Genomic DNA, 24,739 nt, shown 5'->3' with positions numbered 1-24,739 from the left:
CGCCCGGACGCTGGGACGATCATGGCGCTGGCTTGGGACGCCGCCGGGCACGTACAACCGTGAACGCGCCACCTTCGAAAGACAGTGTGTGAACCAGACGCAGGGCGAACAGGCGACGGGCGCGGCCCTCGGGCCGGCACGCGCGCTGGGCGTGCTGTCCTTGGTGGCCATGATGGGCTGCCAGGTGGCCTCCGGCCTGAGCGCCCGGCCTGAGCGCTTCACCGGGCTCATCGTGGTGCTGCTGGCGGTCTGCGCCGTGGCCTTCGGCGCGTACGCGTGGGGTGCGCGCAGGGCGGTGGCCGCGTTCGGCGCGGCGGTGCTGACCGGGTACGCGGCCGAGCTGGCCGGCGTGCTGACCGGGTTCCCCTTCGGCGACTATCGCTACACCGGCGTGCTGTGGCCGCAGGTGGGCGGCGTACCCGTGGTGGTGGCGCTGGCCTGGGGCGGCATGGGCCTGGCGGCATACGCGGTGGCGGCCTCCGTCGCCCCGGCCGGCCGGTGGGCGCGCGTCTGCGCGGGCGCGGGCGCGCTGACGGCGTGGGACCTGTTCCTCGACCCGCAGATGGTCCGCCTCGGGCTGTGGGCGTGGGCGCGGGACGGCGCCTACCGCGGCGTCCCGTGGACCAACTTCGCGGGCTGGCTGCTGGTGTCGGCGCTGGTCATGCTGGTCATCGGCCGCGTTTCCCGCGACGCCGGGCCGGACCGGGGGCTGCTCGCCCTGTACACGGTCATGGCGGTGATGGAGACGGTCGCCTTCGCGGCGGTGTTCGACCCGCCCGACCCGCTGGTGGCGGCGGCCGGCGGGATCGCGATGGGCGCGTTCGCCGCGCCGGCATGGAGGCGGTCATGGCGGAGGTGACGGTGATCGGCGGCGGCGTGGGCGGCATGGTGTGCGCGCTGCTGCTGGCCAGGCAGGACCACGAGGTCCGGCTGTACGAGCGGCTGCCGCGGCTGGGCGGCAAGCTGGCCGAGCATCGCCGGGACGGTTTCACCTTCTCCCTGGGGCCCTCCCTGCTCACCATGCCGGAGCTCTTCCGCGCGCTGGGGCTCGGGCGGGAGCTGGTCGAGCCGGAGCTGCTGTGCCGCTACCGGTTCGCCGACGGAAGCGTGCTGGACGCCCGGCGCGACCCGGAGCGGATGGCCGCCGAGGTGGAGCGGCTGGCCCCGGGGGAGGGGCGGTCCTGGCACGCCTTCCACGGCTGGGCGCGGGGCTGCCTGCGGGCGGCCGAGCGGACCGTGTTCGCCGGGCCGCTGCTCCGCCCGCCGGACGAGGCCCGGCTGTCCGACCTGCTGGCGGTGGCCCCCGGGCGCACCCTGGACGGGCTGGCCCGCCGGTACTTCCGCGACGCCCGCCTGCGTCAGTACGTCGGCCGCTACGCCACCTACGCCGGGTCGAGCCCGTACCGCGCGCCCGCCGCGCTGGGCTGCGTCCCGGCGCTGGAGCACGGGCAGGGCGTCTGGTACGCGCCGGGCGGCCTGGCGCGGCTGGCCGACGACCTGGCCCTGTTGCTGAAGGCCGCGGGTGTCGGGGTGTTCCTGTCGGAGCCGGTCGCCGCCGTCGAAACCCGTGGCTCCCGCGTCACGGGGGTGCGGCTGGCGAGCGGGGAAGGCGTTCGCGCCGACGTCGTGGTGGCCAACACCGACGCCGCCGCCCTGTACGGACGGTTGCTGCCCGACCGCGGGCGGCTGCGCCGGATCGCCCGGCTCGGGACCTCGTCCTCGGCGCTGCTGCTGCTGGCCGGAGTGGAGGGGCGCACGCCCGGGCTGCCGCACCACTCGGTGCTCTTCTCGGCCGGCTACGAACGGGAGTTCGCCGACATCTTCGACCGAGGGAGCCCGCCGCGCGACCCGACCGTCTACATCGGCTGCTCGGCCGTGGACGACGCCTCCCAGGCTCCGCCGGGCGCGGAGAACTGGACGGTGCTCGTCAACGTGCCCGCCCGCGATCCGGGGCGGTGGCCGATCCGGGTGGAGGCGTACCGGGACCTGGTGCTGGAGCGGCTGGCCGAACGCGGCCACGACCTGGCGGGCCGGTTGCGCTTCGCCGACGTCTTCACCCCGGCGGACCTGCGCGACCGCTACGGGGCCTGGGGCGGCGCCATCTACGGCAGCGCCCACCGCGGCAGGCTCGCCCCCTTCCTGCGGCCCGGCAACCGGGGCCCCCGGCGCGGCCTGTACCTGGTGGGCGGCTCGGCCCATCCCGGCGGCGGCCTGCCCATGGTCGCTCTGGGCGCCCACATCGTGGCCAGCCTGGTCGCCCAGGACTTCCACGGCGGCCCACGATGACCCCGCCGCGCGGGCGGCCCACGATGAGCCCGCCGCGTGGACGGCCCACGGTGAGCCCGCTGCGTGGGGGCGCGCGGTGAGGCCGCTCACCGCCGCGTCCTGCGTGGTGAGGACGCTCGCCGTCGCGCAGGGTGTGGCGGGCGTTGTCGTGGTCGCCCGGCTCGCGCGTGGGCGGCGGCGGTTGCCGCCGTTGCGGCCCGTGCCAGCCCCCGACGGGACGATCTCCGTGGTGATCCCCGCCCGCGACGAGGCGGCCAGGATCGGGCCGTGCCTGCGCGCGGTGCGCGGAGCCGCCACAGTCAACGAGGTGATCGTGGTCGACGACGGTTCGAGCGACGGCACTGCCGAGGTAGCCGCCTCGCTCGGGGCCAAGGTCGTCACCGCCGGGCCGCTGCCCGCCGGGTGGGTGGGCAAGCAGTGGGCGCTGCGCGAGGGGGTGGCCGCCGCCGGCGGCGACGTCGTGGTCACCCTGGACGCCGACGCCCGGCCCGAGCCCGGCCTGTTCGGGGCGCTGGCGGGCGCCCTGGAGCGGTACGACCTGGTGAGCGCCGCCCCCCGGTTCGTCTGCGACGGCGTACTGGAGCAGGCCCTGCACGCTTCCATGCTGGCGACGCTGGTCTATCGGTTCGGCCCTGTCGGCCCGGCGAGCCCGCCGCCGCCGCACCGCGTCGTCGCCAACGGCCAGTGCCTGGCCTTCCGCCGGGCGCGGATGAGCGAGGCGGACGGGTTCGCGCTCGTACGGGACCGGATGACCGACGACGTGGCGCTGGCCAGGTGCCTGGCCGGGCGCGGCTGGTCGGTGGGCTTCCTGGACGCGGGCGGGCTGCTGGAGGTCGACATGCACGACTCGGTTCGCGAGCTGTGGCGGGAGTGGGGGCGCTCGCTGCCGCTGCGCGACGTGACCGGCCCCGGATGGCAGGCGGCCGACCTGGCCGTCATCTGGCTGACCGGGGCGTTGCCCGTGCTCCGCCTGGCCGCCGGCCGCCCCACCGGACTGGATCTGGCGCTGCTGGCGGTGCGGCTGCTCCTGACGGGCGCGCTGCGTGGCAGCTACCGCGGACCCGGCGCGGGCCTGCTGCTGTCGCCGCTGCTCGACCCCGCGTCCGCGTTCCGGCTGACCCAGGCCACGCTGCGGCCGGTCCGGACGTGGCGCGGCCGTACGTATCCGGCGGTCAGCGGCGGCGCGCGGCCAGCGCGGCCTGGCCGAAACGCAGACCGATGAGGCACATCAGCCCTCCGGTGGCCGCCACCAGCTCCGCGGGCGCGAACAGCAGCTGCAGCACCGGCACGCCGAACACCGCCAGGCGCGCCCCCACCGCGAACGAGCGCAGCACCGTCGCCGTCACCACCAGCACGGCCACCGCCAGCACGAACGCCGGCGGGCAGATGACCGCGACGCCGCCCGCGAAGGTGAGGACCGAGCGGCCGCCCCGGAAGGAGGCGAAGACCGGCCAGGCGTGCCCCGCCATGGCCGCCGCCACGGCCAGGTACACCGGCGCCACGCTCGCGCCAGTCACGACGCCCAGCCCGGTGGTGTGCGCGCCGCTGACCAGCAGCCCCGCCCCGGCGGCCAGCGCGCCCTTCAGCGTGTCCCCGGCGAACACCGGCACGGCCGCCCGCCGGCCGAGTCGCTCCTTGACGTTCCAGTACCCCGGGTTCCGGTCGCCGACGTCACGCGGATCGACGCCGTGCCCGCGCCCCACCAGGACCGCGACCGGCACCGAGCCGAGCAGGTAACCGGCGATGACCGCCACGAGCACCTCAACCATCGCGTCGTTCCACCTCATCCGGTACGGCGGCGCCGGCGCGATGCGGCACATGGCCTTCGACCGACCGCTGCTGCGGCGCACGGGCGGGCTGCGGTTCTGGCGGCTGCTCGGCACCGGCCGGGGCCGCTCGATGTCGCTGGGCGCAGACCTGCGGCGGTGGGCGTTGTTCGCGGTCTGGCGTGGAGAGGACGATCTGGAGGAGTTCCTGCGCACCTCGCCGATCGCCGCCCGCTGGCGGACGGAGGCCCGCGAGCTCTGGCAGGTGCGGCTGACCCCGGTGGCCTCGCGCGGCTCCTGGTCGGGCCGCAACCCGCTGCGCGGCGCCTGCCGGAGACGCGACCCGCTGCGCGGCGCCTGGCAGGATGGCGACCCGCTGCCCGGCGCCGGCCCGGGACGTGACCTCTTGCCCGGGGCCCCGTCCGGAGGCGAGTCGTTCGACGGCGCGGCGGTCCGGGGTGGCGGCGCGGAGGGGCCCGTGGCGGTGCTCACCAGGGCGTCGATCCGGCTTCACCGCCTGCCGGCCTTCTACCGCTCGGTGCCGCAGGTCGACGACCTGCTGCGGCGGCAGGAGGGCTGCCTGGCCTCCATCGGCCTGGGGGAGTGGCCGCTGGCCCGGCAGGCGACCTTCTCGCTGTGGCGCGACCGAGCGGCGGTACGCGCCTTCGCCTACCGGGGCGAGGCGCACCGCCGGGTCATCGACCGGGTACGGGTCCACGACTGGTACGCCGAGGAGCTGTTCGCCCGCTTCACCCCGTACGCGGCCGAGGGCACGTGGGACGGAGCCGACCCGCTGCGCTGACGCGATCACGGCACCCGCTCCCCGGCCGCGGCCTCGATGCCGCCTGCCGGATCCCGCCCCGCCAGCGTGTGCGCCACCACGCAGGCGCGGGCGATCGTGGCGGCGGGAGAGAGGCCGTGCGCGACGACGACGGTGCCGCGCAGGCCGAGCAGGGCGGCGCCACCGTGGGTCTCGGGGTCGTAAAGGCAGGCCACCTCGGCGAGCCGCTCCGGCGAGGCGATGCCGGCCCGGGCGACCATGGCCAGCGCCGTACGCACGCAGCCCTCGACGGTCTTCAGCACCACGTTGCCGGTGAAGCCGTCGGTGACGATCACGTCCACCGTGCCGGCCAGCACGTCGTGCCCCTCGATGTTGCCGTGGAAGCGCAGCGGCAGAGCCCCGAGCAGCTCCGCGGCCCGCTGGGTCAGCCGGTTGCCCTTGCCAGGCTCGGAGCCGATCGACAACAGCCCCACCACCGGATCGGCCCGCCCGAGCACGGCCCGCGCGTATCCCGCGCCCAGCAGCGCGAACTGGGCCACCATGGCAGGGCTCGGATCAGCGGTCGCGCCCGCGTCCACCAGCACGCTCGTGCCGCCCGGCAGCGTGGGCAGGGCCACGGCCAGGGCGGGCCGCAGCACGCCGCCGGAGCGGCCGATGCCGCGCACCGCGCTCGCGACCACCGCGCCGGTGGACCCGGCGGACACGAACGCCCCGCCCGCGCCCCGGTCGACCAGCTCGCACCCCACGGCGAGGCTCGAGGCCGGCCGCGACGCGGCGGCGGCGCCGCGCTCGCTCATCGGGACGGTGTCCTCGGCGTGTACCACCGCGATCTCCCGGGCGGCGCCGTGCCGTCGCAGCTCCCGGCCCACCTCGTCCCGCGCGCCGACCAGGACGACGGGCACCCCGTGCGCCCGCCGCGCCGCCACCGCACCGGCGACCGTCTCGGCCGGCCCGTGGTCGCCGCCCATCGCGTCCAGCACCACGGGCGCGCCGGCGGTCACGGAAGCTCCACGCGGACGCGGCGCTCGGCCCGGCCCGCCGCGGCGGAGGCCAGTAGGTGGCGGGCGAACACGGCCGCCTTGCGGTGGCGCGGCACCCGTACCCGGCCTGCCAGGACCTCGAACCCGCGGTTCTCGATCTCGTCGAGGATGCCGCCGTAGAGGTCGAAGGCGGCGCGTACGCACGGCCGCGACGAGGCGACGAGCAGGCCGATGCCGCCGGCGGCGACCCGGTAGTGGTCACGGGCCCGCCCGGCCTCGAACGCGAGCAGCTCCCGCAGGGCGGATCCCGTACGCCGGGCGCCCAGTTCGTCCGGGTCGACCCCGAACTTCTCCAGGTCCTCCAGCGGCAGGTAGACGCGGCCCCGGGCGAAGTCCTCGCCCACGTCGCGCAGGAAGTTCGTGAGCTGGAAGGCCAGGCCGAGCTCGCGGGCGGGCCGGCGGGCCGCCTCCTCGCGGCCGGGCGCCGGCTCCAGCACCGGCAGCATCATGGTGCCGATGGCGGCGGCCGAGCCCGCCATGTAGCCGAGCAGGTCGTCGTAGGTCGGATACCGGGTCACCGACAGGTCGGCGCGCATGGACGCCAGGAACGCGCCGACGTCGCCGTGGTCGATGCCGAAGGAGTGCACGGTGTGCAGGAACGCCGGCAGCACCGGGTCGTCGGCCCGCTGCCCGGCGAGCCCGGCCTCGACCCGGGCGGACAGCACGGCCAGCGCGCGGGACCGGTCGGCCGTCATCGTGAAGGAGTCGACGATCTCGTCGGCGTAGCGGGCGAAGCCGTACAGGGCGTGCACGTGCCGCCGCTTCCACCGCGGGAGCAGCCGGGTGGCCAGGTAGTAGGAGCGGCCGTAGCGGGCGTGCAGCCGCCGGCAGCGTTCGTAGCTGGCGGTGAGCGTCAACGGGCCTCCTGAAGGATGCGTTCGGCGGCGAGCCGGCCGGAGATCAGCACCGGCGGCACCCCGACGCCGGGCGCGGTGTACATGCCGGCGAAGTGCAGCCCGGGCACCCGGCGGGCGACGGCGGAGGGCCGCAGCCAGGCCGTCTGGGTGAGGCGGTGGTCCAGCGCGAACGGGGTGCCCGCGCTGTGCCCGCGGGCCGCCCAGGCGGGCGGGTCGAGGATCAGCCGGGGCGCGTCCGCGAGATCGCCGTAGCCGAGGTCGGCCATGCGGCCGAGCAGGCGGGCCTCCAGCTCGGGGCGCAGGCGGTCCCAGCCGCCGCGGCGCAGGTTGGGCGCCGGTTCGAGGACGCTGAGGGTGGCGTGCCCGGCCGGTGCCGCTTCGCCGTCCGGCTCGGGGCAGGTGACGAGCAGGCTGGGGTCCGGCTGCGGCCTGCCCGCCGCCAGCTCGGCGAACGTCTCCCGCCAGGCCCGGCCGAAGTGCAACGTGTGGTGGGCCTGGCCGGTCAGGGTACGGTCCAGGCCGGCGTGCAGCACCAGGCACGAGGGGGAGAGGCGGGGGCGGCGCAGCCGCCAGTCGTCGGCCGGGCCGGGCAGCAGCCGCCGGGCCGCCAGGCGGTCGCAGGCGACGACCACCTGACTGCCCGGCAGCCGCTCGCCGTCCTCCAGCAGCACTCCCGTGACGCCGTCGCCGTCGGTCTCGACCCGGCGGACGGGTACGCCGTACCGGATCTCCGTGCCCAGTTTCTCCAGCAGCGCCGTCATGGCGGCCGGGATGGCGTGCATGCCGCCGCGCTCGGGGAAGTACACCCCGCCGACGGTGTCCATGTGCGCGATGACGGCGTAGATGCCCAGCGCGCGCTGCGGGGACAGCCCCACGTACAGGGCCTGGAAGGTGTGCGCCTTGATCAGCCGCGGGTCCGTCAGGTGACGGGCCGCCAGGCGGTCCAGCCGCTGGAAGCCGCCCAGCGCGGCCAGCCGCAGCAGCGCGGCCGGGCGGGCCAGGCAGCGCAGCCGCGTCATGTCCGCGTCGATGAACGCCGGCCACTCCACCCGGAACAGCTCGTCGAGCAGCCGCCGGTACCGCTCGTAGCGCTCGGCCTCCCCGGGCCCGCACACCGCCCGCACCTGCTCGGTCATCGCCTCGCGCTCCGGCAGCACGTCCAGCCGCGACCCGTCCTCGAAGACCATCCGGTACGACGGGTCCAGCCGGCGCAACGGCAGCCAGTGCCGCAGCTCCTCCCCGGCCGCGCCGAAGACCTCGGCGAGCACGCCCGGCATGGTCAGCACGGACGGTCCTGTGTCGAACCGGTACGCCCCGACGCGGGCGGTGCCGCAGCAGCCCCCCGGCTCGTCGAGGGCCTCGACCACGGTGACCTGGCGGCCCGCCGCGGCCAGGTGGACGGCCGCCGCCAGCCCTCCCAGACCGGCCCCGACGACCACCACGGGACTCATCGGGCCTCGCCCTCGGCCGGCTCGCGTGCCTGGTTGATCCGCGAGGTCACCGTGTCCATGCACGCAGCTCCTTCTGTCGCCGTCGAAAGCCATCACAGGAGGAGAGAGGACCCGGTCGCACACGCCCCGGAACGCCTTTTCACGGTAACCATGGGACGCCGGTTCCCAAACGGGACACGCCCGTACATGCGTCTCAGGATCTCATTGATCTACTTTGTAAAGGGCGAGCTGGTCACGTTTTCACGCCGCCTAGCGGGTCACCGCTTGGCTGGCTTGCGGTACGTGACCGGCTTGTCCCCCTTCCCTGGGAACGCCATGATCAGCAGGCGCTGGCCGGCCTCGCGTGATCCCTTCCATTCGAACCAGTCGTAGTGCACGCGGATCCGGTAGTGGCCCGCACGGCCGTTGAGCGAGAGGTCGGGAAACTCGGTGCCGCTCAGATCGTCCCTGAGCACGATCTGGCCGGTGGGGCTTTCGTAGCCGACCTCGGCGACGTGGTCCCAGCCCTTGGTCTCCACCGGCGGGCGGCGGGTGTAGGTCTCCAGCGTGACGCAGAGGTCGAAGTCGGAGTGCGTCAGGACCATCAGATGGCCGGGGAGCGCGGCCACCAGGCCGTCCTTCTGAGCCCGCTCCAGCAGGCCGTCCTCGTACGGGTCCGCGTCGTCCTCGGTCGGCTCGTACGACTCCACGACCCCGTAGTCCGTCCGCTGGGGTTCCTTCATGCGGGTCACCTTGGCGGGTTCGACGAGCGGGCGGTGACGCGGGGCCGAGTCGCACATGCGCTGCGCGTCGGCCTCCCACGCCTGCATCTCCCGTTCCTCCTTGGCTGCCGCGGCCTTGACCGCGGCGCCGGCGCTGGGGCAGATCTCCGCGAGCGGGTAGGTCAGGCTGTCGCGCCGCAGCCCCTCCGCCGTCTGGAGGCGGGTGACCTCGTGGGGGTCGTTGCGGGTGTAGATGCCGCACAGGCGGCGGGCATGGGCCAGGATCACGGCGTCGGGTGTGGTGGCGGCGAACTTGATCAGCTCTCCCCGTCGGAGCGAGCACACGAGTCGCTGGTCCCGGGTGAGCTGGGGTGGCGTGGGCCCACCCGACCACGTGTCGCGCGGGTCGCACTTCTCGGCCGAGGTGACCGGGCCGCGGATCTGGTCCGCCACGGGCACGAACCCGAGCACCACCAGTGCGGCCAGCGGCACGTGGAGGCGTACGCGCTGGGCGGGGGCGGCCGGGTACAGGAACATCAGGAGCAGCGCGGAGGCGAGCAGGGCCGCGCTGTACCACGACGGTGAGATGCCGAAGAAGGTCTCCCCGTTCGTCCCGGTGAACAGCCCCTCGGGGTAGATCTGCGTGCCCTCGTAGAAATACTCGTCGAAGCCCGAGTCCCCCCGCGTCGTCGTGAGCGCGCTGACGAAGCCCACGGCCGCGGCGATGGTCAGCGTCAGCGTCGCGAACCGTACGCTGCGGTGGGTCCGGCGCAGGACTGCGGCCAGGACCAGCAGCGCGGGGCCGCCGACGCCGACGAAGACGTCCAGGGCGAGCCAGGCCACAGCGTTCAAGCTGCCTCCGTCCACCCGGACGAACCACTCGATCACGCCCCGGGGGCCGATCCAGTGGTACCTGCCGTGCGCGAGGTTGACGGCGGCGGGGATCAGCGGGAGCACGATCGCCACGGCGGGCAGCGGCCACCGCCTGGCCGCCGGCCGCGCCGTCGCCTGCGCGGAGACCGGCTGCGAAAGGGGGTTGGCCAGCTCGTGGGCGGTCCTGGCGTCCCACACCAGCCCGAAGACACTGGCGGCGCCGATGAGGGTGTAGACCGTGAAGATGCCGGGGATCCCGCCGTCGCCGAAGGTGACCATCCCGCTGGGCTGGATAAGGAACGCCACCTGCGAGATGACGCCGATCCGGACGGTCGCGGCGCTCCAGCGGGGATCCTTGGCCTGGGCGATCAGGATCGACACGGACCAGGCCAGCAGGACATAGCCGTACCCGTTGGTGAGGCTGACGATCCGCATCACGAGGGCCGGGCCGCCGAGGAGGGTGGCGATCTCCTGGCCGATGCCGCTCAGGCAGGCGATGCTCCCGGCGACGACCGAGAACAGCCGCAGCCTGCGGGAGACGGTGTCACGAAGCACCAGGAAGAACAGCCAGACGATGGCCAGCTGCAGGAAACCGGAGACGAGGTCCGTCACCGACCAGGGCCAGGGGACGTCCCAGGCGACGATCAGTGGGGCGCTGACGGTGCTGAACAGGGCGTAGCCGACCCCGAGGTAGAGGGCGAGCCTCAGCAGGCCGACCGTCCTGCCCCGGCGGGTCAGCTCGCCTTGGGCGCGCCCGCGCAGCACCTGCCACAGGGCCCACGCCTGGATCGTCCCGATGAGGAGGAGAACGACCGCCAACCCCCACGAGACGGTGATCGTGCTTTCCTCGCCGCTGAAGAACCAGTCCATACTGGATTGGCGGGTGACGACCTTCCAGAGGAGATCGCCCCGATCCGTGGTCAGGGCGATGACGCCCAGTACGGCGAGTGCGACGAGATACCCGAGCGCGATCAGGGCGGCGATCCTACCGAAACGGTAGCGACCCATGGCCATCTCCTGGTGGACGGAGCGGTCAAAGCGCCCCACCCTAGCGAGCCACCAAGTACGTGATCAAACTGTGCCAGCACGGAGCTTTCCGGCCCGCTGCCGCGGGATCGAACAGCCCCGTGACGAAGGCCGACACCCCCCGGCCCCCTGATCACGCGAAGTCATCCACGACCTCCCCACCCGGCCGGGCCGACTCCCGTCGGGCATCGCATCAGGGAGAGGGGACCTTCGCCATCCGGGCGGCCCACGGCGGCCGGCCCGGCGACGCGGAGCCCGAGGTCGAGGCGGAGGGCGCCTACTCCGGCGAGTTCCTGCTCAGGACGGGCACCACGTTCCTCGACATCCAGGCGAACGGACCATGGTCGCTCAGCCGCGAGTGAACCGGCCTTCATCCGGCCTGCTCACCGGTCGTCGGCGCACGGTCGCCGGGGTTCGGCAACCTGATGAACCTTGTGCCGCAAGTGACCGTTTCAGAGGTGTGAGATGGAGTTGGATCGTCGCTCTGGTGCTGGTGTCGGCGGCGTGCGGCAGCACGGGAGTTCACCAGGCCGCCGAGACCGTGCCGAGCACGGAACGGCCTGCCCGGCCTGGTGGGCCGAGCCCGGAGCAGGCTGTTCGGCCGACCGTTGAGCCGCCCGCAGCCGGATCCGCGCGGCGCCCCGTCGCCGAGTGGCTGCGGGTGGGCGGCCTGATGGGGCCCGGCCTGCCCGCCGTCCGCCCCCCGAAGCTGGTGGTCTACGCCGACGGCCGGGCGATCGCCGACGCCGCGCACGAGCTGCGCCTGCCACCCGCCGAGGTCAAGGCCCTGGTGGAGGCCCTGGACCACGACCTGGCCGGGCAGCCCGCCACCGCCTCGCCCCGGCCCGGCACGACCAAGGTGCTGGACGCGCCCGGCACGATCCTCGGCGTCGACGACGGCGGCGGGATGCGGGAGGTCCACGCACCGTACATGGAACTGGCCGCCGACGCTTACGCTCCCGCGCTCGTCCACGCCCGTGACCGCCTCGCCCACCTGGCCGGGCGCGTCGCGGCGCAAGGCCGGAGCTACTCCACCGACCGCGTACGCCTGTACGCCGAGCGGGTCACCACCTCCACGACGGATGCCGAGCCGTGGCCAGAGGGCGTACCGCTCCCCCCTGACCCGCGGCCGCTCTCCACGATCAAAAACTACAAGGACTACAAGGGCAACAAGGCCTTCGCGATCGCCCGGCAGATCCCCCGTGACGGCCCCTGGCACATGTACCGCACGCCCTCCGGCCAGCAGGTCGCGCTCCTGTGGCAATACCTGCTTCCACACGAGTGAGAGCGCCCGACCGAGACACAGCAGGCTCCGGGTAGGGGCGGCGCACTAGGAGGAGGGGAAGACGAGTTCGGCGTTCACACCGCCGGCCAGCAGGAAGTACCCCAAGAAGGTCACGCCATCCTCCTGCGCGTCGAAGCGGGCGATCCGCACGCCCTCGGGTTCGTAGAACACGTCGCCGGGCTTGAGCACGGTCTCGGGCTCGCCCTCGATCTGGTAGACCGCCGAGCCCGCCTCGATGTTGCCGAAAACCGGCCCGTTGTGAAGGTGCAGCCCCGCGGCGTACCCGGGGGCGATGGTGATCCGCCGGATCTCCACACGCCGGACGGCCAGCGGCTCCGGAAGCTCCTGGTCCATGACGACCGCCCGACTGACCGCTACCCCCGGCTCGGCCTCGCGGCCGCGCCCGGCACCTGCCACGTCCTCCACCATCCGCCCCGTCCTTTCCTCACGTCCCGCGTACATACTACTAGGTACAGAAGGCGTCCTCCAGATGTCCGCCCGCAGGAGAAGGAGTAGACCGATGGCAACGTTCAGGCCATCGACGAGGCCACCGGCACCTGGCCCGCCAACCGCTGGTTACGGTAAGCCCGTGCGAACAGGTTCGGCCGACACGGTCCTCATCGCCATTCGCGGCAATTCCGGCTCCGGGAAGACCAGCGTCGCCAGGGCCCCGCGAGAGGCCTACAGGCGCCGGGGGATGGCGCTGATCAGCCAGGATGTGGTCCGGCGTGACATCCTGCGCGAGCTGGACAGGCCCGGGGCGGTGAACATCGGTCTCATCGACGTGATGTGCCGCCACGCACTGGACGCCGGCCACCACGTCATCCTGGAGGGCATCCTGGCCGCGAGCCGGTACGGGGAGATGCTCCAGGCCCTGCGCCGCGACCACCGTGGCACGTCCTGTTTCTACTACCTCGATGTCTCCTGGGAGGAGACGCTGCGCCGGCATGAGACGCGCCCTCAACGTACGCAGTTCGGTGCCGAGGAGATGCGGCAGTGGTATACCGAGCGGGACGTGCTCCCGGACGGCTGCGAGACGATCGTCCCGGAGCCGACGCCGCTCGACGAGACCGTACGGCGCATCCTGCGCAGCACCGACCTGGTGGCCGATCAGCCCACCTGACCCCCGATCTCCGCGGCCTCTCAGCCGCTGACGTTGACGGGAGCGCGGTTGTGGGCCGGGTTCAGGGCGAGGCGGACGAGGAGGGCGGCCGCATCGACCCGGGGGTGGGAGCGTGGGCGGGCGAGTAGGTCGCGGCTCATCTGGAGATGGCCGGTGGCGGGGCCGTCGGTGAGGCGGTTCAGCCGGACGATCGTCCAGTCGAGAGCGCCGCCCGAGACGAGTCGCTCCATCGCGGCGACGTCGGCGTACGCGGTGGCCATCAGCAGCGCAGCAGCGTGACGGCCGGCCGGGGACGGTCGGCGACGATGGGGTAGGCGTTGGTCACGACCAGGCGCCGGACGTCCACGTCGGCCATCGCGGTGATGATCGCCGCCGTGATGTCGGCGGTCAGGTGGGGATCGCGCCGGTTGCCCCCGGGCAGTGTGGAGATCACCGCGTCCGAGCCGTCCAGAGCCTTGCGCACGGCCTGCACGTCCCGGGCGGCACTCGCCGCCGCAGAGCGCCGCCCGGCGCTGACCAGGCCCGGACCGCCCGGCTGCCTGTCGTCATCCGCCTGTCGCCGGCCGGTCACCGGCAAACCGGGCGAGGAGCGTCCCCGGCGGCGGCAGTCTCACCACGTGCCCGACCCTCAACGAAGCGAAAGGCCTTCGTCATGCGATATTCCCCTGGCCGCTCCGGCGGTTAACCGCGGCAACGGCGCTGTCGTTGCCGCTGTGGGCGATCGGCGTCGCGCCCGCGGTGCCGCCCGGCGACTTCGCCTCCTCGTTCGAGACCGCCGACCCGCAACCTGCGGCGAGCACCGTCGAGGTCAGCGCGAACGGCAGCCCTGTAAAGGGGAACCTGGCCGGGTCGAGCGCCTCCGTGCTGCCCGGCAGCCTGGGCGAGCTCTTCACCAGCTCTCCAGCACCGCGTGGCCACGTTGACCCCTCCAGTACGGAGACCGAGGCGGCCACCGTCAGCAGGCGCCGTCATCTGAACGTTTCACCCACCTTGCCCGCCGCCGTCCCGTCGGCCCTGGTCACGTGCGCCGCCCGCGCCGCGTGAGGTGGCGCGCCTGTTCAGCGCGAGGCACGGATGCGATAGTGCGAGCGGTCCGCGGGTTCTCCGCGGCAGCGTCCCTCGTGCGACACTCCCCGGGAGGAATCGGATGCGCAAGCTACGGGCCCTACTCGTCTCCGCCGCACTGGCCACCGGCGTGCTCCTGCCCATGACCGCCGCGCCCGCCCAGGCCGACAGCATCCGGTACGCCTACTTCTTGCAGGCCGACTGCTACAACGGCGGGAACCTGGGCATCCAGTGGGGCTGGTGGACGAGCTTCCGGTGCTCTTACGAGAACGCTGGCGGCAGCCAGTGGTTCTGGTTCCTGTACGCGTGAACGTTCCGGCGGCGGGCCGGCGGATGCGGACCTCGACGTGCGGGTTCCCGGCAGCGGCCCGCGACGGCTGGACCTGGCGCGGTCGCTGAAGCCGCCTGTGGGAGCCGTCGGCGGACGCTCGGTGAGGAGCGCCCGCCGACGGACGTGGGTTACGCCGCGCGCCGGCGGCGGCGGAGCACCAGGGCGCTGGTCAGGCTCGACAGGCCGACGGCGGCCAGCAGTCCGCCGGCGACCAGGGGACCGTTGCCAGAGAAGGTCCTGTCGGCGGACACCGGCATCGCGGCGAGCTCCCGTGCGGCGGGTTCGGGCTCGGTGGCGTTGAGCGCGGCCGGGACGTTGACCGGTCCCGAGCTGCCCGATCCCGCGCCGCCCGCGTTCCCGGGCCCGGTGCTGGCGGGCAGCGGCGGAGCCTTGTCGAGCTGCTGCCGGGCCTCGGCCAGCGACGCCTGGGTCACCTCCGGCGCCTTGCCCTGCTTGTCCTGCGGCAAGGGCGAGACCTTGGCGCAGGCCGACTTGTACCGGTCGCAGTAACTGGTGGTGGTGCCCACCGTGCGCGCGTCCAGCATCGCGTGGCCGACGGCCCGGGTGAGCGTGTTGGCGGCGGCGTTGAAGATCTCGTTGAGCCGGCGTGAGTCGGCCGGGTTGTTGACCCGCAACGGCGTGCCGGTGCCGGTCGACGTGGCGAAGATGGTGTCGCCGTCGTCCAGGGTGTGGATGGGGCTGATCGCGCGGGCCAGCCCGTCGTGGGAGTTGCCGGCCATCCGCGCCGCGGCGGCCTTCTCCAGCGGCGCGTTCGTGGCCACCACCGCGATCGTGGTGTTCATCGACAGCGCGTCCGCTGCCGCGTCGGGGTGGCACTCCTTGGCCTTCGGCGTCTGCAGGCCCCGGAACTCGCCGGCCAGCTCGTATCGTGCGGCGAACAGCGAGCAGTCCTTCGGGTCGACCGGCGAACCGGCGGCGTTCACCACGACGATGGCCCCGACCGTCACGCCGTCGCTGAGCGTGACGCTGGCGGTGCCGACGCCGCCCTTCAGCCCGCCGGCGCGGGCGCCGGTGCCGCCGCCCACGACGCCCTGCCGTACCGGGCCCTGGTCGGCGGCCTGGGCGGCCAGGTAACCCCACTCGGGCGTGGTACGGGCCTTGAAGTCCCCGCCCCTGCCGAGGTCGAAGATATCCGCGGCGGGGACGATCGGTGCGACTCCGGAGCCGACCTTGACGCCCTCCCCGCGGTCCTCCAGCCAGCGGATCACGCCGTCGGCGGCGGACAGCCCGTACATGCTGCTGCCGCCGAGCATCACCGCGTTCACACCGGGGTTGGAGTTCAGCGGGTCGAGCAGGTCTGTCTCCTTCGTGGCCGGCGCGCCGCCACGCTGGTCGACGCCGGTCACGGACATCTGCGGGGTGTAGACCACGGTGGTGCCGGTGAGGTAGGGCGCCTGGGTGGACTGGACCTGACCGACTTTGATGCCCGGTACGTCGGTGATCGCGTTGTTCGGGCCGGGAAGGCCGGGAGCGGCCGCCGAGGCGGGTGCGGGCATCGCGAGGGCGGTGGCGGTCAGCGCTAAAGATCCGGCGAGGAGTGCGGCGAGGCGGGGCTTCATGGATCCCTCATTCCAGTGTGGTGCAGGGGACGCGGAAGTGGTGACACGCGCCCCGGGGGTGCTCAAGCCAGTGGAAGACCTGGGTTGGGGTTCTTGACGGGAGATTGGCTGAAGTGCACTCAGTGCACTGAGGGTACTGGTCAGACCAGCGAAGGTAAAGATCCCTATGGGATAAAAGTCCTCTATGTGAATGAGCGTCGCATCTCCCGCCGTGGCCCTGGCGGCCGCTGACCGGTGGCCGTGCGCCAACAGGAGTAGCCGGGTGATCTCCCCACGCCGGATGCGTGACGCACGCCCCGTTGGGTGCCATGACCTATGACAACCTTGCTGGGGCCGGGCACGTCGCGATGCGCCGGCTGGCGTTGGCTCGTCAACGCCGTGGGGGTGGCGATGGGAGCCGGGCTCGTCGTCTTCGCCACGCTCATGCGGCGGGTCCTCGGCCGGAGGCGTCCGCTGGTTCGCTGCCGCGTGCGTCGCACTGGACGGGTTCGGCGTCGCCATCGCAGGGCTGTTCACCGACGCTCCCGCGACCGTCGCGCTGCACACCATCGGCGCCATGCTCGGCCCGATAAGCACACTGGCGGCCTTCGGCGTCGCGCTCCGGCGGAACGAATCATGGCGCCGCTGGGGGACCTACTCGCTCGCCGCCGCCGTGGTCGCCGTCGCCCTGGTGGCGGTCGAGTTCGCCTTCCTCATGCCCCGCTCGCCGTTGTATCCGCTGCACGTCGGCGGCCTGTTCGAACGCGCGGACTTCGGCCGGCACCACGCCTGGTACGTCGCCTTCGGCTACCGGCTCTTCCGGCGCTGAAGTCCTGGCCGGCCCTGCGACATGACGATGAGGACGGGACGCAGCAGCGCGCCGCCGCGTCCCGGTCACCTCAAATCAGGCCGCCGGGGTGCCTGTCGGCCAGGTAGGCCGCTGCGGCCCCGGCGTCGCGCGCGGAGAAGAGGTAGCGGATCCACGCCTGCTGCTCATGCAGTACGGCGCCCATCTCCCAGACGCAGTACGTGCCCTTGGCCGATTCCTCGAACGTGAGAAGCTCGAACCCGGCCGAGCCCTTGGTGTAGACCGTCTCCCACAGTTCGTTGTCGTTCAGCCACGTGCTCACCAGCAGGAGATACGCCCCGCCCACGCGGTGGAGGACGACGAAGCCGAGATCGCCCATGGGAGTGATCCCGCCGATCTCGGCCCGGAGGAATTCGCGCGCCTCCTTCCGTACCTCGTCCGCGACCTCCAGGTCCTCCCGGTGAAGGTCGTACCACTTCAGACGGACACCGGGCAGCTCCAGGCCCTCGCCCGCCGGCAAACGCTTGCGTACGTGGGTGTAACCGGCGGAGACGCTCGTCATGGGCCGATCCTAGGCTCGCGCCGAGGGCCGGCGTCGAGGGCCACTTGCGGCGACTATCGGCAGACCATTCGCGCCGGAACCGGCGGGTCTGCCGTCATCGGGACGGGAAGCCCGGGGGCATGCGCATGGCCCCGCCGCCGAGGGGTCCGCCGCCCACGAGCACGGTCGAACCCGCCATGTAGCCGAACTCGTCGGTGGCCATGGAGACGACGGCTCTGGCGATCTCCTCCGGGGTGGCCATGCGCTGGAGCGCGGACACGTTGAGCGGCCCCCAGGCGCGCTTGAAACCCTCCCACATCGGGTCGGGAATCCCTTGCGGGCGAACCAGGGCGGTGTCCGTGGTCCCCGGCGCGATCGCGTTGATCCGGATCCCCTTGGGGCCGTAGTCCATGGCCGCCGCGTCGACGATGCCTTTGACCGCCTGCTTGCTCGCGGTGTAGGCGACGCCTTGCGGACGCCGCGACTCCGACGCGGTGCAGATGATGACGCCGCGCCCGGCTTTGAGCATGTGCGGCACCTCGTACTGGATGGCGAGGTAGACCCCGCGCGCGTTGGTGTTCTGCACGTCTTCCCACATCTCAAGGGGCATCTCGTGCAGCACCGCCGTACGGCTGATCCCGGCGTTGTTGAACGCCACGTCCAGCGCGCCGAACCTGGCGACGGTGTCGTCGACGAACCGCTTGAGCTGCGCGGGGTCGCGTACGTCGGCGCGCAGGTAGGTGGCGGTGCCACCGGCGGCGCGGATCTCGTTCTCGACGCGGCGGCCCTCCTCGACGCGACGGCCGCAGAAGCTCACCTTCGCCCCCTCGGCGGCGAACGCCTTCGCCGCGGCCTCGCCGATCCCGGAGGTCGCCCCGGTGATGAGCACCACCTTGCCGGCGAAGCGCCCCCGCGGTGTCGCCGCCGCGGCGGGCTGGGTCGGTGGTGAGGTCAGGTACGGCGGGACGGCCACCGCCCCCGCCAGGCCGGCCGCTCCGGCCGCAGCGGCGGCGAGGCCCAGCACCGCCCGCCGGCTCCGCCGCCGGCCGCCCCCACCGGCCGGGGAACCGGCGGGCGCCTCGGGCGGTGTTCCCGCCCCGGAACCCGGCGTGTCCTCGTCGGGCCGGGCGGAGCTCCGCTCCCCGTCGTGTGCCATCACTGTCTGCCGTCCTTCCTCGATGCGGATCAGGTCCCGGGGTGGGGTCCCGCGCGGCGGCGGTGCCACGGTGGCGACCCGCCCGCTCGGCGGTCCCCGCCCTCGCCACCAGACTCGCCCGCATCGCATCCCGCCCGCCTCCTTCGGCGGGCCGGGACAACCGACCTTCCGGACGGACTTCGCTCCTGCCCGGGAAGGAGGCCCACGGGACGAACGGCGGACCGGCCCCGCTGAAAGGCCGGGGCCAGGGGACGACGATCGGGACGGACGGCGAGTCGGTCTTGCCGGGAGGCTGAGATTAGGGGATGGCGATTGGGACGGACGCCGGGCCGGTCCTGCCGGGAGGCCGGGTCACGGGGTGGCGATTGGGACGGGTGGCGGGCCGGTCCCGCTGGGAGGCCGGGTCACGGGGTGGCGATTGGGACGGGCGGTGGACCGGTCCCGCTGAGAGGACTGGGGTCAGGGGATGGCGATCGTGACGGGTGGCGGGCCGGTCCTGCCGGGAGGCTGGGGTCAGGGGGTGGCGATGCGGGCCCGCACGGCGAAGACCGCCAGCCGGACGCGGTTCGGGCAGCCGGTCTTCGTCATCAGGCTGGCGAGGTGCGTCTTCACCGTGGTCAGCCCGAGATGCAGCCGCTCGGCGATCTCGGCGTTGGACAGCCCCGTCCCGACCAGCGCCAGCACGTCGAGCTCGCGGTCGGTGAGCTGCGCCAGGTCGTCGTGGTCCGCCGCGGCCGTGGCGGTGCGGGACCGTACCGCGTCGGCGACGAGGCGGCGCAGCACCTCCTGACTGTAGGTGCTCTCGCCCGCCGCAGCCCGCCGGACGGCGTCGAGCAGCTCGCCGGGCGAGGTGTCCTTGACCAGGAAACCGCAGGCCCCCGCGGCCAGCGCCGGGTAGAGGTGATCGTCGTCGTCGAACGTGGTGAGCGCGATGATCCTGGTGCCCGGGCGTGCCGCCACGATGGCCTCGGTGGCGGCGATGCCGTCCATCAGGGGCATGCGCAGGTCCATGAGGATGACGTCGGGGAGGAGCTGTTCGGCTAGCCGCGCCGCCGTACGGCCGTCGCCGGCCTCGCCGACGACGGTCACATCGTCGGCGGACTCGCACAGCATCCGCAGACCGGCGCGGACCAGTTGCAGGTCGTCGACGAGCAGCACCCGGATCATGACCGCGCCTCCAGCGGCCGGCCTTCCCCGCCCGGCAGGCCCGCCCCGAGCGGTCCGTCGTCCGCTGCCCGGGGAAGCGACCCCGCGCCCGCCCCGAGCGGCCCGTCGTCCGCTGTCCAGAGGAGGGGCCGCGCGCCCGCCGTGGACGGTGGATCGCTGGTGAGCGCCACGGACGGTGGATCGTCGGCGAACGCCGTGGACGGTGGATCGCCGACGAACGGCACGTACGGTGGGTCGTCGGCGAACGCCGTGGACGGTGGATCGCTGGTGAGCGCCACGGACGGTGGGTCGCCGGCGAACGACGTGGCGGATGAGGTGGCGGGGAGCCGCGCCGACAGTTGCCAGCCCCGGCCTGCCCGTCCCGCGTGGAACTCGCCGCCCAGCAACTCCACGCGCTCGCGCATGCCGGTCAGGCCGTAGCCGCCGCCCGGCGAGGGGTGCCGGGGCCGGGGCGTGGGAACCTCGGGGAGATCCGCGTCGCGCCCCGAGCCGCCGTCGTCGGCGAGCCTCAGCAGGACCGCGCCGTCCGGCTCGACCAGGACGGACATCCGGACACGAGCGGCAGGCCCGGCGTGCTTGGCGACGTTGGTGATGCCCTCCTGGCTCAGCCGCAGCACCGTGAGCGCGCGTACCGCGTCGACGTGGTTGATCGCGGGGTCCAGCGCGGTGTCGACCGTCAGGCCGACCTGCCGGGCGCGATTGGCCGCCGTCTCCAGCGCCACCACCAGCCCCTCCGGATCGACCAGGGGGATGCCGGGGCCGTCCCGCACCGTCGCGGGGTCGCGCAGCACGGCCACCAGCCGCCGCAGGTCACCCAGCACGGCCGTGCCGCTCGCGTGCACGTCGTCCAGCGTTTCAGTGACGCGCGGGTCGATCGTGGGCAGGACGTGGAGCGCGACGCCGACGCGCAGCACCATCGACGCGACGTGGTGGGCGACCAGGTCGTGGAGCTCGCGGGCGACCGTCACCCGCTCGGCCGCACGGGCGGCCCGCGCGTCCGACTCCCGCCGCCGCGACTCGGCCTCCGCCCTGCGGGCCTCCGCCTCCGCCCGCCGCGACTCGGCCTCCGCCCGTTCCCCGGCCTGTACGGCCAGCCGCCGGGTCGCCCGGATGTACCCGGCGAGGATCAGCGGCACCCCGATGACCACGGCCAGCCGGTAGATCAGGGCGGGCAGGTCCACCGGCTCCTGCCCGGCCAGGTGCAGGAGGTACCCGCAGGCCATGATCGCCGCCCCGATCGCCGCCTGCTGCCGGGAACGGCGTACGGCCAGCTCGAACAGCGCGAAGCCGGCCGCGACCTTCACCACGACCATCGCGTCGGTGCCCGGGGACAAGTCGGTGCCCGCGAACAACCCGACCGAGCCCACCAGCGACGCGAGCCCGGCGAGGGCGGCCATCGGCCGGCGCCCGCCCAGCACGCCGAACGCCACCGCGGCCAGCGCGAAGGCCCACGTTCCCGCGGTGTGCGGGAGGCGCGCCGCCGCGAACAGGGTCAGGTAGCCGGCCGCGAGGCCGAGCAGCGCCGCCGGCCGGACGAACGCCTCATGCCTGCCGAACAGTCGCTCGCCTTCTCCCACGAGCATGGCTCCCACCACAGGTCGGACTTCGGGTCGGACGCGACTCCGCCTCACTCTGGCGATCGGCGCATTCGCCGGGGCGGGCGCGCTGTCGCGATGACGGACACCGCCATTGTCGCCGTCCCGGGATCTCCGCCGCCTCCTCCGACTGGCCGGACCGGCGTCCTGAAGGAGGATTTTCCGGGGCCGGCGGGACGAGACGCGAGTGCCGCGGGGCCGACGCCGGCTGCCTGGCGTGAAGCCGGGCCGACGCACGAATGAAGTGCCCGGGCGTGATAGTGAGGGCGGCCAATCGGCCGTCAAACGCACGAGAAGGGTCAACAGGTCATGGGAAACGTTCGATGGCGGCGTGTGCTCCGATGGGCGTGGACGGTGTCCGTCATGGCAACGGCGATCGTCGCGGCGATGGCGGCCACGGCATCGGCCACGACGTCCGGGGCGGCGCCCGCCCCGGAGTGCCAGATCGTCCTCGGTCCCGCTCCGGAACCGGGCAAGGCGTCGCCGGTGCTGTCCCGGAACTGCGCCGCCCAGGGCGAGCGGCTGGTCGCGCCCGCGGCCGACACGCTCCTCATGGTGTGGTACGAGTCCTTCAACTACGGCGGAGCCTCCACGAAGGTCTACGGCTCCGGAGGTCCCTGCGACACAGGGGGCTACGGCATCGCGTACGTGGGCGATGACTGGAACGACCGGATCAGCTCGTACAAGGTGTTCAACAACTGCAACTACTCGGCGACGTTCCAGCACGCGAACTGGGGCGGCCTCTGCTTCGAGGCGTACGGCACCCTGCCGCAGAGGGCGCCCATCACCAGCTCGCTCTGGATCTCCAGCGGTAGCTTCGCGTGGGACCTTTGTGACTGATGACCGGCGGGCGCGGGAGAAGGGACCGTCCTCCTCCCGCGCCGACAGCATGCGGGGCGGAAGGTCTCGCGGTGGTCAGTCCTGCCACCAGGCGAGCACCCGGAGCGCTCGCAGGGTGTTCCAGCGGCTCGGCTTCCCGACCCCCTCCTCGACGGCGAAGTGAACGCGACCAGGATGAACGCGGTCGAGCAACCAGCGGCCGTCGGGCTGCCGCTTCGAACGGACGATCGCCACGGCCTCCGCCATCCGGGGATCCGGTCCGGCCCCCGACCGCCTGAAGTAGTCGAGCGCGCGCAGCACGTCGTGGTGCCAGTAGTACGGGAAGGCGAAGTCGAGAAATGCCGTATCGGCCACCTCACCGGTGCTCTTGCGGCGGAACAGGCCGCGCTCCAGCAGGTACTCCTCCCCGGCTCGCCGCGCCTCACGCACCGCGGCGGACCCGCCCGTCGCGCGCTCGAACTCCAGCAGCCCGTCCAGCACGTTGATCGTCGTGTGGAACGAGGAACGCACGGAACCGTTCTCGGCCTCGCAGTTCCATCCGCCGTCGGCAAGCCGCTCGCCGACGATCCGCGTCACGACCGCCGAGACGTCCACTCCGAAGTAGGCGCCGGTCTCGATCGTCCTGCCGTTGATGCACGGCTCGACCTCGCCGTCGAAGTACCGTTGCCCGGCGTGCTCCCAGCGCCCGTGCTCGGCGACGAGCGGGATCGCCCGGCGCGCCGCCTCTGACCCCGGGTCGAGCCCGAGGATCTGCAAGGTCTGCAGGGTGTGCATCGTCGCCGTCCAGGGCTGCCCGGGCTCGGCGCCGGTGTAGGAGGCCGGGAAGCAGGCACCGCCGTCCCACAACCCGTCGGCACCCTGAAGCGCCAGGAGCTGAGCGCCCCAGCCGTCACGCTCGACGCGCGCTCGTTCGGCGGCGACCTCCTCGGGCCGGGCGTCCGTGAGATCGCGCAGCACCTGCCAGCGGATGGCGGGGTCGGATTGGAGCAGCCACTCGATCACGCTCATCCCCGCACCCTAAGCCATCACGTGGCCGCCCCTCGGAAGGGCCGCCTCGACGAATACTCGGCAGGCCGATCCCCGGCCGGCCTCCGGGCAAGAACTTCGGCGAGAAGCTCGGCGAGTGACGTTCGAGAAGCCCGGGGGAGCACCCGGCACTCAACAGCCACTCAACAGGTTCTCAACAGGCTCCGGCCTACCGTGCTCGCAGAACAACCCGAGAGGAAGGAGCACGAGATGGCCATCCGTACCGCGGTCGCCACCCTGGGGCTGGCGAGCACCGCGCTGGCCTGTGTCCTGGTCGCCGCCCCCGCCGCCACGGCGAGCACGGCCGGCGGACCCACCTGCACGCTGGAGATCTGGCAGACCACCGGCCGCGTCACCAAGACGGGACACGTCACGAACAACTGCCCCCAGTTCCGCAAACTCAAGATCATCTGGTCGCGGGCGAAGGATGGTCCTTGCCAGTGGGTCCCGCCGCACGGCACGCTCTCGCACACGGTGCCCAGGGGGCTGCCCAAGTTCGACGGCGCCGCGCAGTGCTGACGGCGGCGGAACGGCGACGCCAACCCGACGCCACCGATCCGCCGCACCACCCGATCAGCGCCCCTTCAGTGGCTTCCGCTGGTGACGACATCCATCGGTGTCGACCCAGCGGCAGCCATTTTAGGGATCAGCGCCGCAATTCATCCCCAGTCATAATCCCGACGCACAGGCCACCACCTTCCACAAATGACGATGCCGGTATTACCTTCGCGGGAACGCCAACGATCAGGCCCAGTCAAAATCACGACGCATGTTGACACCTCCTCCTTGCTGAGGATGACGCCCAAATGTTCACATGGGCGCCACTGAGGTGGCTTGCCGATGAGCGTCAGGCTCCTGACAATGAGCGCCATTCAGGCGGCCGCCGGTCGTATCCGAGGCGGGATTCGCATCGGCAGGCCGCCCGGCGTTGGGGCATTCGCCTGAACATGCCGGCCGCCGGTCGCCAGAACCGGGCTCATCGCAGCACTGCCCCCAGGCCCTCGACCGCACCCACCAGGCGTCCCAGCGCCGCGGCCTCGGCGGCGCTGTCGCCCCGGTCGCGGGCATCCCACAACGCCGCCTTCTCGCGCAGGTACCCCAGCCGGGCACGCTGTGCGGCGATCTCGGCCTCAACGCGTTCCGCGTGCCGCGACAGCAGATCCCGCTGCTCGCCCGCCGCGGCCCGACCCCGCGCACGATTGGCCAGGTACGTACGCATGTCCTCGATCCCCACGCCCACCGCGCGCAGACAGGCCAGCATCTCGATCACGTCGAGGTCCCCGCTGCCGTACCGGCGATGCCCGCTGTTCACATCGCGGTCAATAGGGCCGATCAGGCCGACGTTCTCGTAATAGCGCAACGTCGGCTCGCTCAATCCACTTCGCCGGGACACTTCCTGGATAGTGAAAGCTGTCATACCACCAGCGTCACACACCTCAAGCGCTTGACCCCAAATGGGACC

26 protein-coding genes and 1 pseudogene are annotated in these 24,739 nt (G+C 73.1%); 12 read left to right on the top strand and 15 right to left on the bottom strand.

What is annotated here, in order from left to right; all coding sequences use genetic code 11:
* The first annotated feature begins 88 nt into the window (after window positions 1-88).
* From BLS95_RS40730 to BLS95_RS40720, 3 genes are all read left to right on the top strand, one after another.
* A complete protein-coding gene (locus BLS95_RS40730; RefSeq protein ID WP_245765589.1) occupies window positions 89-859 on the top strand; it encodes a carotenoid biosynthesis protein in 771 nt (256 codons plus the stop codon).
* A complete protein-coding gene (locus BLS95_RS40725; RefSeq protein ID WP_176993648.1) occupies window positions 847-2,286 on the top strand; it encodes a phytoene desaturase family protein in 1,440 nt (479 codons plus the stop codon). Before BLS95_RS40730 ends, BLS95_RS40725 begins: the two co-directional genes overlap by 13 nt.
* A gap of 76 nt (window positions 2,287-2,362) precedes the next feature.
* Window positions 2,363-3,508: a glycosyltransferase family 2 protein gene (locus BLS95_RS40720; RefSeq protein ID WP_245765588.1), complete on the top strand. Its 1,146-nt coding sequence runs from the start codon at window positions 2,363-2,365 to the stop codon at window positions 3,506-3,508.
* Here BLS95_RS40720 and BLS95_RS40715 read toward each other — a convergent pair.
* Window positions 3,459-4,055 carry a glycerol-3-phosphate acyltransferase gene (locus BLS95_RS40715; protein ID WP_090944766.1) on the bottom strand — a complete coding sequence of 199 codons (597 nt, stop codon included), beginning with the start codon at window positions 4,053-4,055 and terminating at the stop codon, window positions 3,459-3,461. The two genes, BLS95_RS40720 and BLS95_RS40715, sit on opposite strands and share 50 nt — an antisense overlap.
* Between BLS95_RS40715 and BLS95_RS40710 the strand changes: the two genes are divergently transcribed.
* Window positions 4,030-4,854 carry a spheroidene monooxygenase gene (locus BLS95_RS40710; protein ID WP_245765587.1) on the top strand — a complete coding sequence of 275 codons (825 nt, stop codon included), beginning with the start codon at window positions 4,030-4,032 and terminating at the stop codon, window positions 4,852-4,854. The genes BLS95_RS40715 and BLS95_RS40710 overlap by 26 nt on opposite strands.
* A gap of 5 nt (window positions 4,855-4,859) precedes the next feature.
* Here BLS95_RS40710 and BLS95_RS40705 read toward each other — a convergent pair whose 3' ends face one another.
* The 4 genes from BLS95_RS40705 to BLS95_RS40690 all read right to left on the bottom strand — a co-directional run bounded on the left by BLS95_RS40705 (window position 4,860) and on the right by BLS95_RS40690 (window position 10,763).
* Entirely contained in the window at window positions 4,860-5,834 is a 975-nt protein-coding gene (locus BLS95_RS40705; protein ID WP_245765586.1) for a phosphate acyltransferase, read from the bottom strand.
* Window positions 5,831-6,730: a phytoene/squalene synthase family protein gene (locus BLS95_RS40700; protein ID WP_090944665.1), complete on the bottom strand. Its 900-nt coding sequence runs from the start codon at window positions 6,728-6,730 to the stop codon at window positions 5,831-5,833. The genes BLS95_RS40705 and BLS95_RS40700 overlap by 4 nt, the downstream gene beginning before the upstream one ends.
* Entirely contained in the window at window positions 6,727-8,181 is a 1,455-nt protein-coding gene (locus BLS95_RS40695) for a phytoene desaturase family protein (protein ID WP_090944662.1), read from the bottom strand. Before BLS95_RS40695 ends, BLS95_RS40700 begins: the two co-directional genes overlap by 4 nt.
* Before the next feature lie 257 nt (window positions 8,182-8,438).
* Window positions 8,439-10,763 (bottom strand): hypothetical protein, encoded by a 2,325-nt coding sequence (locus tag BLS95_RS40690; RefSeq protein ID WP_090944659.1) that lies wholly within the window; start codon window positions 10,761-10,763, stop codon window positions 8,439-8,441.
* 119 nt (window positions 10,764-10,882) lie between these two features.
* Here BLS95_RS40690 and BLS95_RS40685 point away from each other — a divergent pair, with 119 nt between their 5' ends.
* Complete coding sequence (locus BLS95_RS40685) at window positions 10,883-11,143, top strand: hypothetical protein (protein ID WP_090944656.1); 261 nt, start codon at window positions 10,883-10,885, stop codon at window positions 11,141-11,143.
* A 98-nt stretch (window positions 11,144-11,241) separates the two neighbouring features.
* On the top strand, window positions 11,242-12,066 hold the full coding sequence (locus BLS95_RS40680; protein ID WP_143044081.1) for a hypothetical protein: 825 nt from the start codon (window positions 11,242-11,244) through the stop codon (window positions 12,064-12,066).
* 45 nt (window positions 12,067-12,111) lie between these two features.
* Here the strand turns inward: BLS95_RS40680 and BLS95_RS40675 are convergent, their stop codons facing one another.
* Window positions 12,112-12,495 (bottom strand): cupin domain-containing protein, encoded by a 384-nt coding sequence (locus BLS95_RS40675; RefSeq protein WP_218136233.1) that lies wholly within the window; start codon window positions 12,493-12,495, stop codon window positions 12,112-12,114.
* Between the two features lie 160 nt (window positions 12,496-12,655).
* Between BLS95_RS40675 and BLS95_RS40670 the strand changes: the two genes are divergently transcribed.
* Window positions 12,656-13,189 carry an AAA family ATPase gene (locus tag BLS95_RS40670; RefSeq protein ID WP_090944645.1) on the top strand — a complete coding sequence of 178 codons (534 nt, stop codon included), beginning with the start codon at window positions 12,656-12,658 and terminating at the stop codon, window positions 13,187-13,189.
* A gap of 20 nt (window positions 13,190-13,209) precedes the next feature.
* Here the strand turns inward: BLS95_RS40670 and BLS95_RS59320 are convergent, their stop codons facing one another.
* A complete protein-coding gene (locus BLS95_RS59320) occupies window positions 13,210-13,449 on the bottom strand; it encodes an NAD(P)H-binding protein (protein ID WP_090944642.1) in 240 nt (79 codons plus the stop codon).
* Complete coding sequence (locus BLS95_RS59315; RefSeq protein ID WP_176993647.1) at window positions 13,449-13,760, bottom strand: NAD(P)H-binding protein; 312 nt, start codon at window positions 13,758-13,760, stop codon at window positions 13,449-13,451. Before BLS95_RS59315 ends, BLS95_RS59320 begins: the two co-directional genes overlap by 1 nt.
* A gap of 134 nt (window positions 13,761-13,894) precedes the next feature.
* Here BLS95_RS59315 and BLS95_RS40655 point away from each other — a divergent pair, with 134 nt between their 5' ends.
* Window positions 13,895-14,233, top strand: coding sequence for a hypothetical protein (locus BLS95_RS40655; RefSeq protein WP_090944636.1), 339 nt, complete (start codon window positions 13,895-13,897; stop codon window positions 14,231-14,233).
* Window positions 14,234-14,336: 103 nt separating this feature from the next.
* Entirely contained in the window at window positions 14,337-14,564 is a 228-nt protein-coding gene (locus BLS95_RS40650) for a hypothetical protein (RefSeq protein WP_090944633.1), read from the top strand.
* Window positions 14,565-14,713: 149 nt separating this feature from the next.
* Here the strand turns inward: BLS95_RS40650 and BLS95_RS40645 are convergent, their stop codons facing one another.
* Window positions 14,714-16,165: a P1 family peptidase gene (locus BLS95_RS40645; protein ID WP_090944630.1), complete on the bottom strand. Its 1,452-nt coding sequence runs from the start codon at window positions 16,163-16,165 to the stop codon at window positions 14,714-14,716.
* A 454-nt stretch (window positions 16,166-16,619) separates the two neighbouring features.
* Here BLS95_RS40645 and BLS95_RS40640 point away from each other — a divergent pair.
* Window positions 16,620-16,973 (top strand): annotated as a pseudogene (locus tag BLS95_RS40640) (DUF998 domain-containing protein); the annotation flags it as partial.
* A 70-nt stretch (window positions 16,974-17,043) separates the two neighbouring features.
* Here BLS95_RS40640 and BLS95_RS40635 read toward each other — a convergent pair.
* From BLS95_RS40635 to BLS95_RS56260, 4 genes are all read right to left on the bottom strand, one after another.
* Window positions 17,044-17,514: a hypothetical protein gene (locus BLS95_RS40635; RefSeq protein ID WP_090944624.1), complete on the bottom strand. Its 471-nt coding sequence runs from the start codon at window positions 17,512-17,514 to the stop codon at window positions 17,044-17,046.
* Between the two features lie 94 nt (window positions 17,515-17,608).
* Window positions 17,609-18,649: an SDR family NAD(P)-dependent oxidoreductase gene (locus BLS95_RS40630; protein WP_090944622.1), complete on the bottom strand. Its 1,041-nt coding sequence runs from the start codon at window positions 18,647-18,649 to the stop codon at window positions 17,609-17,611.
* Window positions 18,650-19,162: 513 nt separating this feature from the next.
* Window positions 19,163-19,816, bottom strand: coding sequence for a response regulator (locus BLS95_RS40625; RefSeq protein WP_090944619.1), 654 nt, complete (start codon window positions 19,814-19,816; stop codon window positions 19,163-19,165).
* Complete coding sequence (locus BLS95_RS56260) at window positions 19,813-21,399, bottom strand: sensor histidine kinase (protein WP_176993646.1); 1,587 nt, start codon at window positions 21,397-21,399, stop codon at window positions 19,813-19,815. The genes BLS95_RS40625 and BLS95_RS56260 overlap by 4 nt, the downstream gene beginning before the upstream one ends.
* A 375-nt stretch (window positions 21,400-21,774) precedes the next feature.
* On the opposite strand from BLS95_RS56260, the gene BLS95_RS56255 reads away from it, so the two are divergent.
* Complete coding sequence (locus BLS95_RS56255; protein WP_176993645.1) at window positions 21,775-22,251, top strand: hypothetical protein; 477 nt, start codon at window positions 21,775-21,777, stop codon at window positions 22,249-22,251.
* A gap of 75 nt (window positions 22,252-22,326) precedes the next feature.
* Here BLS95_RS56255 and BLS95_RS40615 read toward each other — a convergent pair whose 3' ends face one another.
* Window positions 22,327-23,259, bottom strand: a complete 933-nt coding sequence (locus BLS95_RS40615; protein ID WP_090944612.1) for a hypothetical protein — start codon at window positions 23,257-23,259, stop codon at window positions 22,327-22,329.
* A 228-nt stretch (window positions 23,260-23,487) separates the two neighbouring features.
* Here BLS95_RS40615 and BLS95_RS40610 point away from each other — a divergent pair, with 228 nt between their 5' ends.
* Window positions 23,488-23,796, top strand: a complete 309-nt coding sequence (locus tag BLS95_RS40610) for a hypothetical protein (RefSeq protein WP_090944609.1) — start codon at window positions 23,488-23,490, stop codon at window positions 23,794-23,796.
* 457 nt (window positions 23,797-24,253) lie between these two features.
* On the opposite strand, the gene BLS95_RS40605 is transcribed toward BLS95_RS40610, so the two are convergent.
* Window positions 24,254-24,694, bottom strand: a complete 441-nt coding sequence (locus BLS95_RS40605; RefSeq protein WP_090944605.1) for a MerR family transcriptional regulator — start codon at window positions 24,692-24,694, stop codon at window positions 24,254-24,256.
* Window positions 24,695-24,739 lie beyond the last annotated feature (45 nt).

This window comes from Nonomuraea jiangxiensis (assembly GCF_900099965.1).
Classification (GTDB): Bacteria; Actinomycetota; Actinomycetes; order Streptosporangiales; family Streptosporangiaceae; genus Nonomuraea; species Nonomuraea jiangxiensis.
The sequence above is the reverse complement of the archived record's forward strand: the minus strand, read 5'-3'. Positions and strand labels throughout refer to the sequence as shown.

Excerpts from the sequence above, each read along its gene's own strand:
- BLS95_RS40650 (WP_090944633.1), top strand. The coding sequence starts at position 14,337 with ATGCGCAAGCTACGGGCCCTACTCGTCTCCGCCGCACTGGCCACCGGC.
- BLS95_RS40630 (WP_090944622.1), bottom strand. The coding sequence starts at position 18,649 with ATGGCACACGACGGGGAGCGGAGCTCCGCCCGGCCCGACGAGGACACG.
- BLS95_RS56255 (WP_176993645.1), top strand. The coding sequence starts at position 21,775 with ATGGCAACGGCGATCGTCGCGGCGATGGCGGCCACGGCATCGGCCACG.
- BLS95_RS40625 (WP_090944619.1), bottom strand. The coding sequence starts at position 19,816 with ATGATCCGGGTGCTGCTCGTCGACGACCTGCAACTGGTCCGCGCCGGT.
- BLS95_RS40710 (WP_245765587.1), top strand. The coding sequence starts at position 4,030 with ATGACCGCCACGAGCACCTCAACCATCGCGTCGTTCCACCTCATCCGG.
- BLS95_RS40725 (WP_176993648.1), top strand. The coding sequence starts at position 847 with ATGGCGGAGGTGACGGTGATCGGCGGCGGCGTGGGCGGCATGGTGTGC.
- BLS95_RS56260 (WP_176993646.1), bottom strand. The coding sequence starts at position 21,399 with ATGCTCGTGGGAGAAGGCGAGCGACTGTTCGGCAGGCATGAGGCGTTC.
- BLS95_RS40615 (WP_090944612.1), bottom strand. The coding sequence starts at position 23,259 with ATGAGCGTGATCGAGTGGCTGCTCCAATCCGACCCCGCCATCCGCTGG.
- BLS95_RS59320 (WP_090944642.1), bottom strand. The coding sequence starts at position 13,449 with ATGGCCACCGCGTACGCCGACGTCGCCGCGATGGAGCGACTCGTCTCG.
- BLS95_RS40715 (WP_090944766.1), bottom strand. The coding sequence starts at position 4,055 with ATGGTTGAGGTGCTCGTGGCGGTCATCGCCGGTTACCTGCTCGGCTCG.
- BLS95_RS40605 (WP_090944605.1), bottom strand. The coding sequence starts at position 24,694 with ATGACAGCTTTCACTATCCAGGAAGTGTCCCGGCGAAGTGGATTGAGC.
- BLS95_RS40645 (WP_090944630.1), bottom strand. The coding sequence starts at position 16,165 with ATGAAGCCCCGCCTCGCCGCACTCCTCGCCGGATCTTTAGCGCTGACC.
- BLS95_RS40675 (WP_218136233.1), bottom strand. The coding sequence starts at position 12,495 with ATGGTGGAGGACGTGGCAGGTGCCGGGCGCGGCCGCGAGGCCGAGCCG.
- BLS95_RS40635 (WP_090944624.1), bottom strand. The coding sequence starts at position 17,514 with ATGACGAGCGTCTCCGCCGGTTACACCCACGTACGCAAGCGTTTGCCG.
- BLS95_RS40610 (WP_090944609.1), top strand. The coding sequence starts at position 23,488 with ATGGCCATCCGTACCGCGGTCGCCACCCTGGGGCTGGCGAGCACCGCG.
- BLS95_RS40690 (WP_090944659.1), bottom strand. The coding sequence starts at position 10,763 with ATGGGTCGCTACCGTTTCGGTAGGATCGCCGCCCTGATCGCGCTCGGG.
- BLS95_RS40695 (WP_090944662.1), bottom strand. The coding sequence starts at position 8,181 with ATGAGTCCCGTGGTGGTCGTCGGGGCCGGTCTGGGAGGGCTGGCGGCG.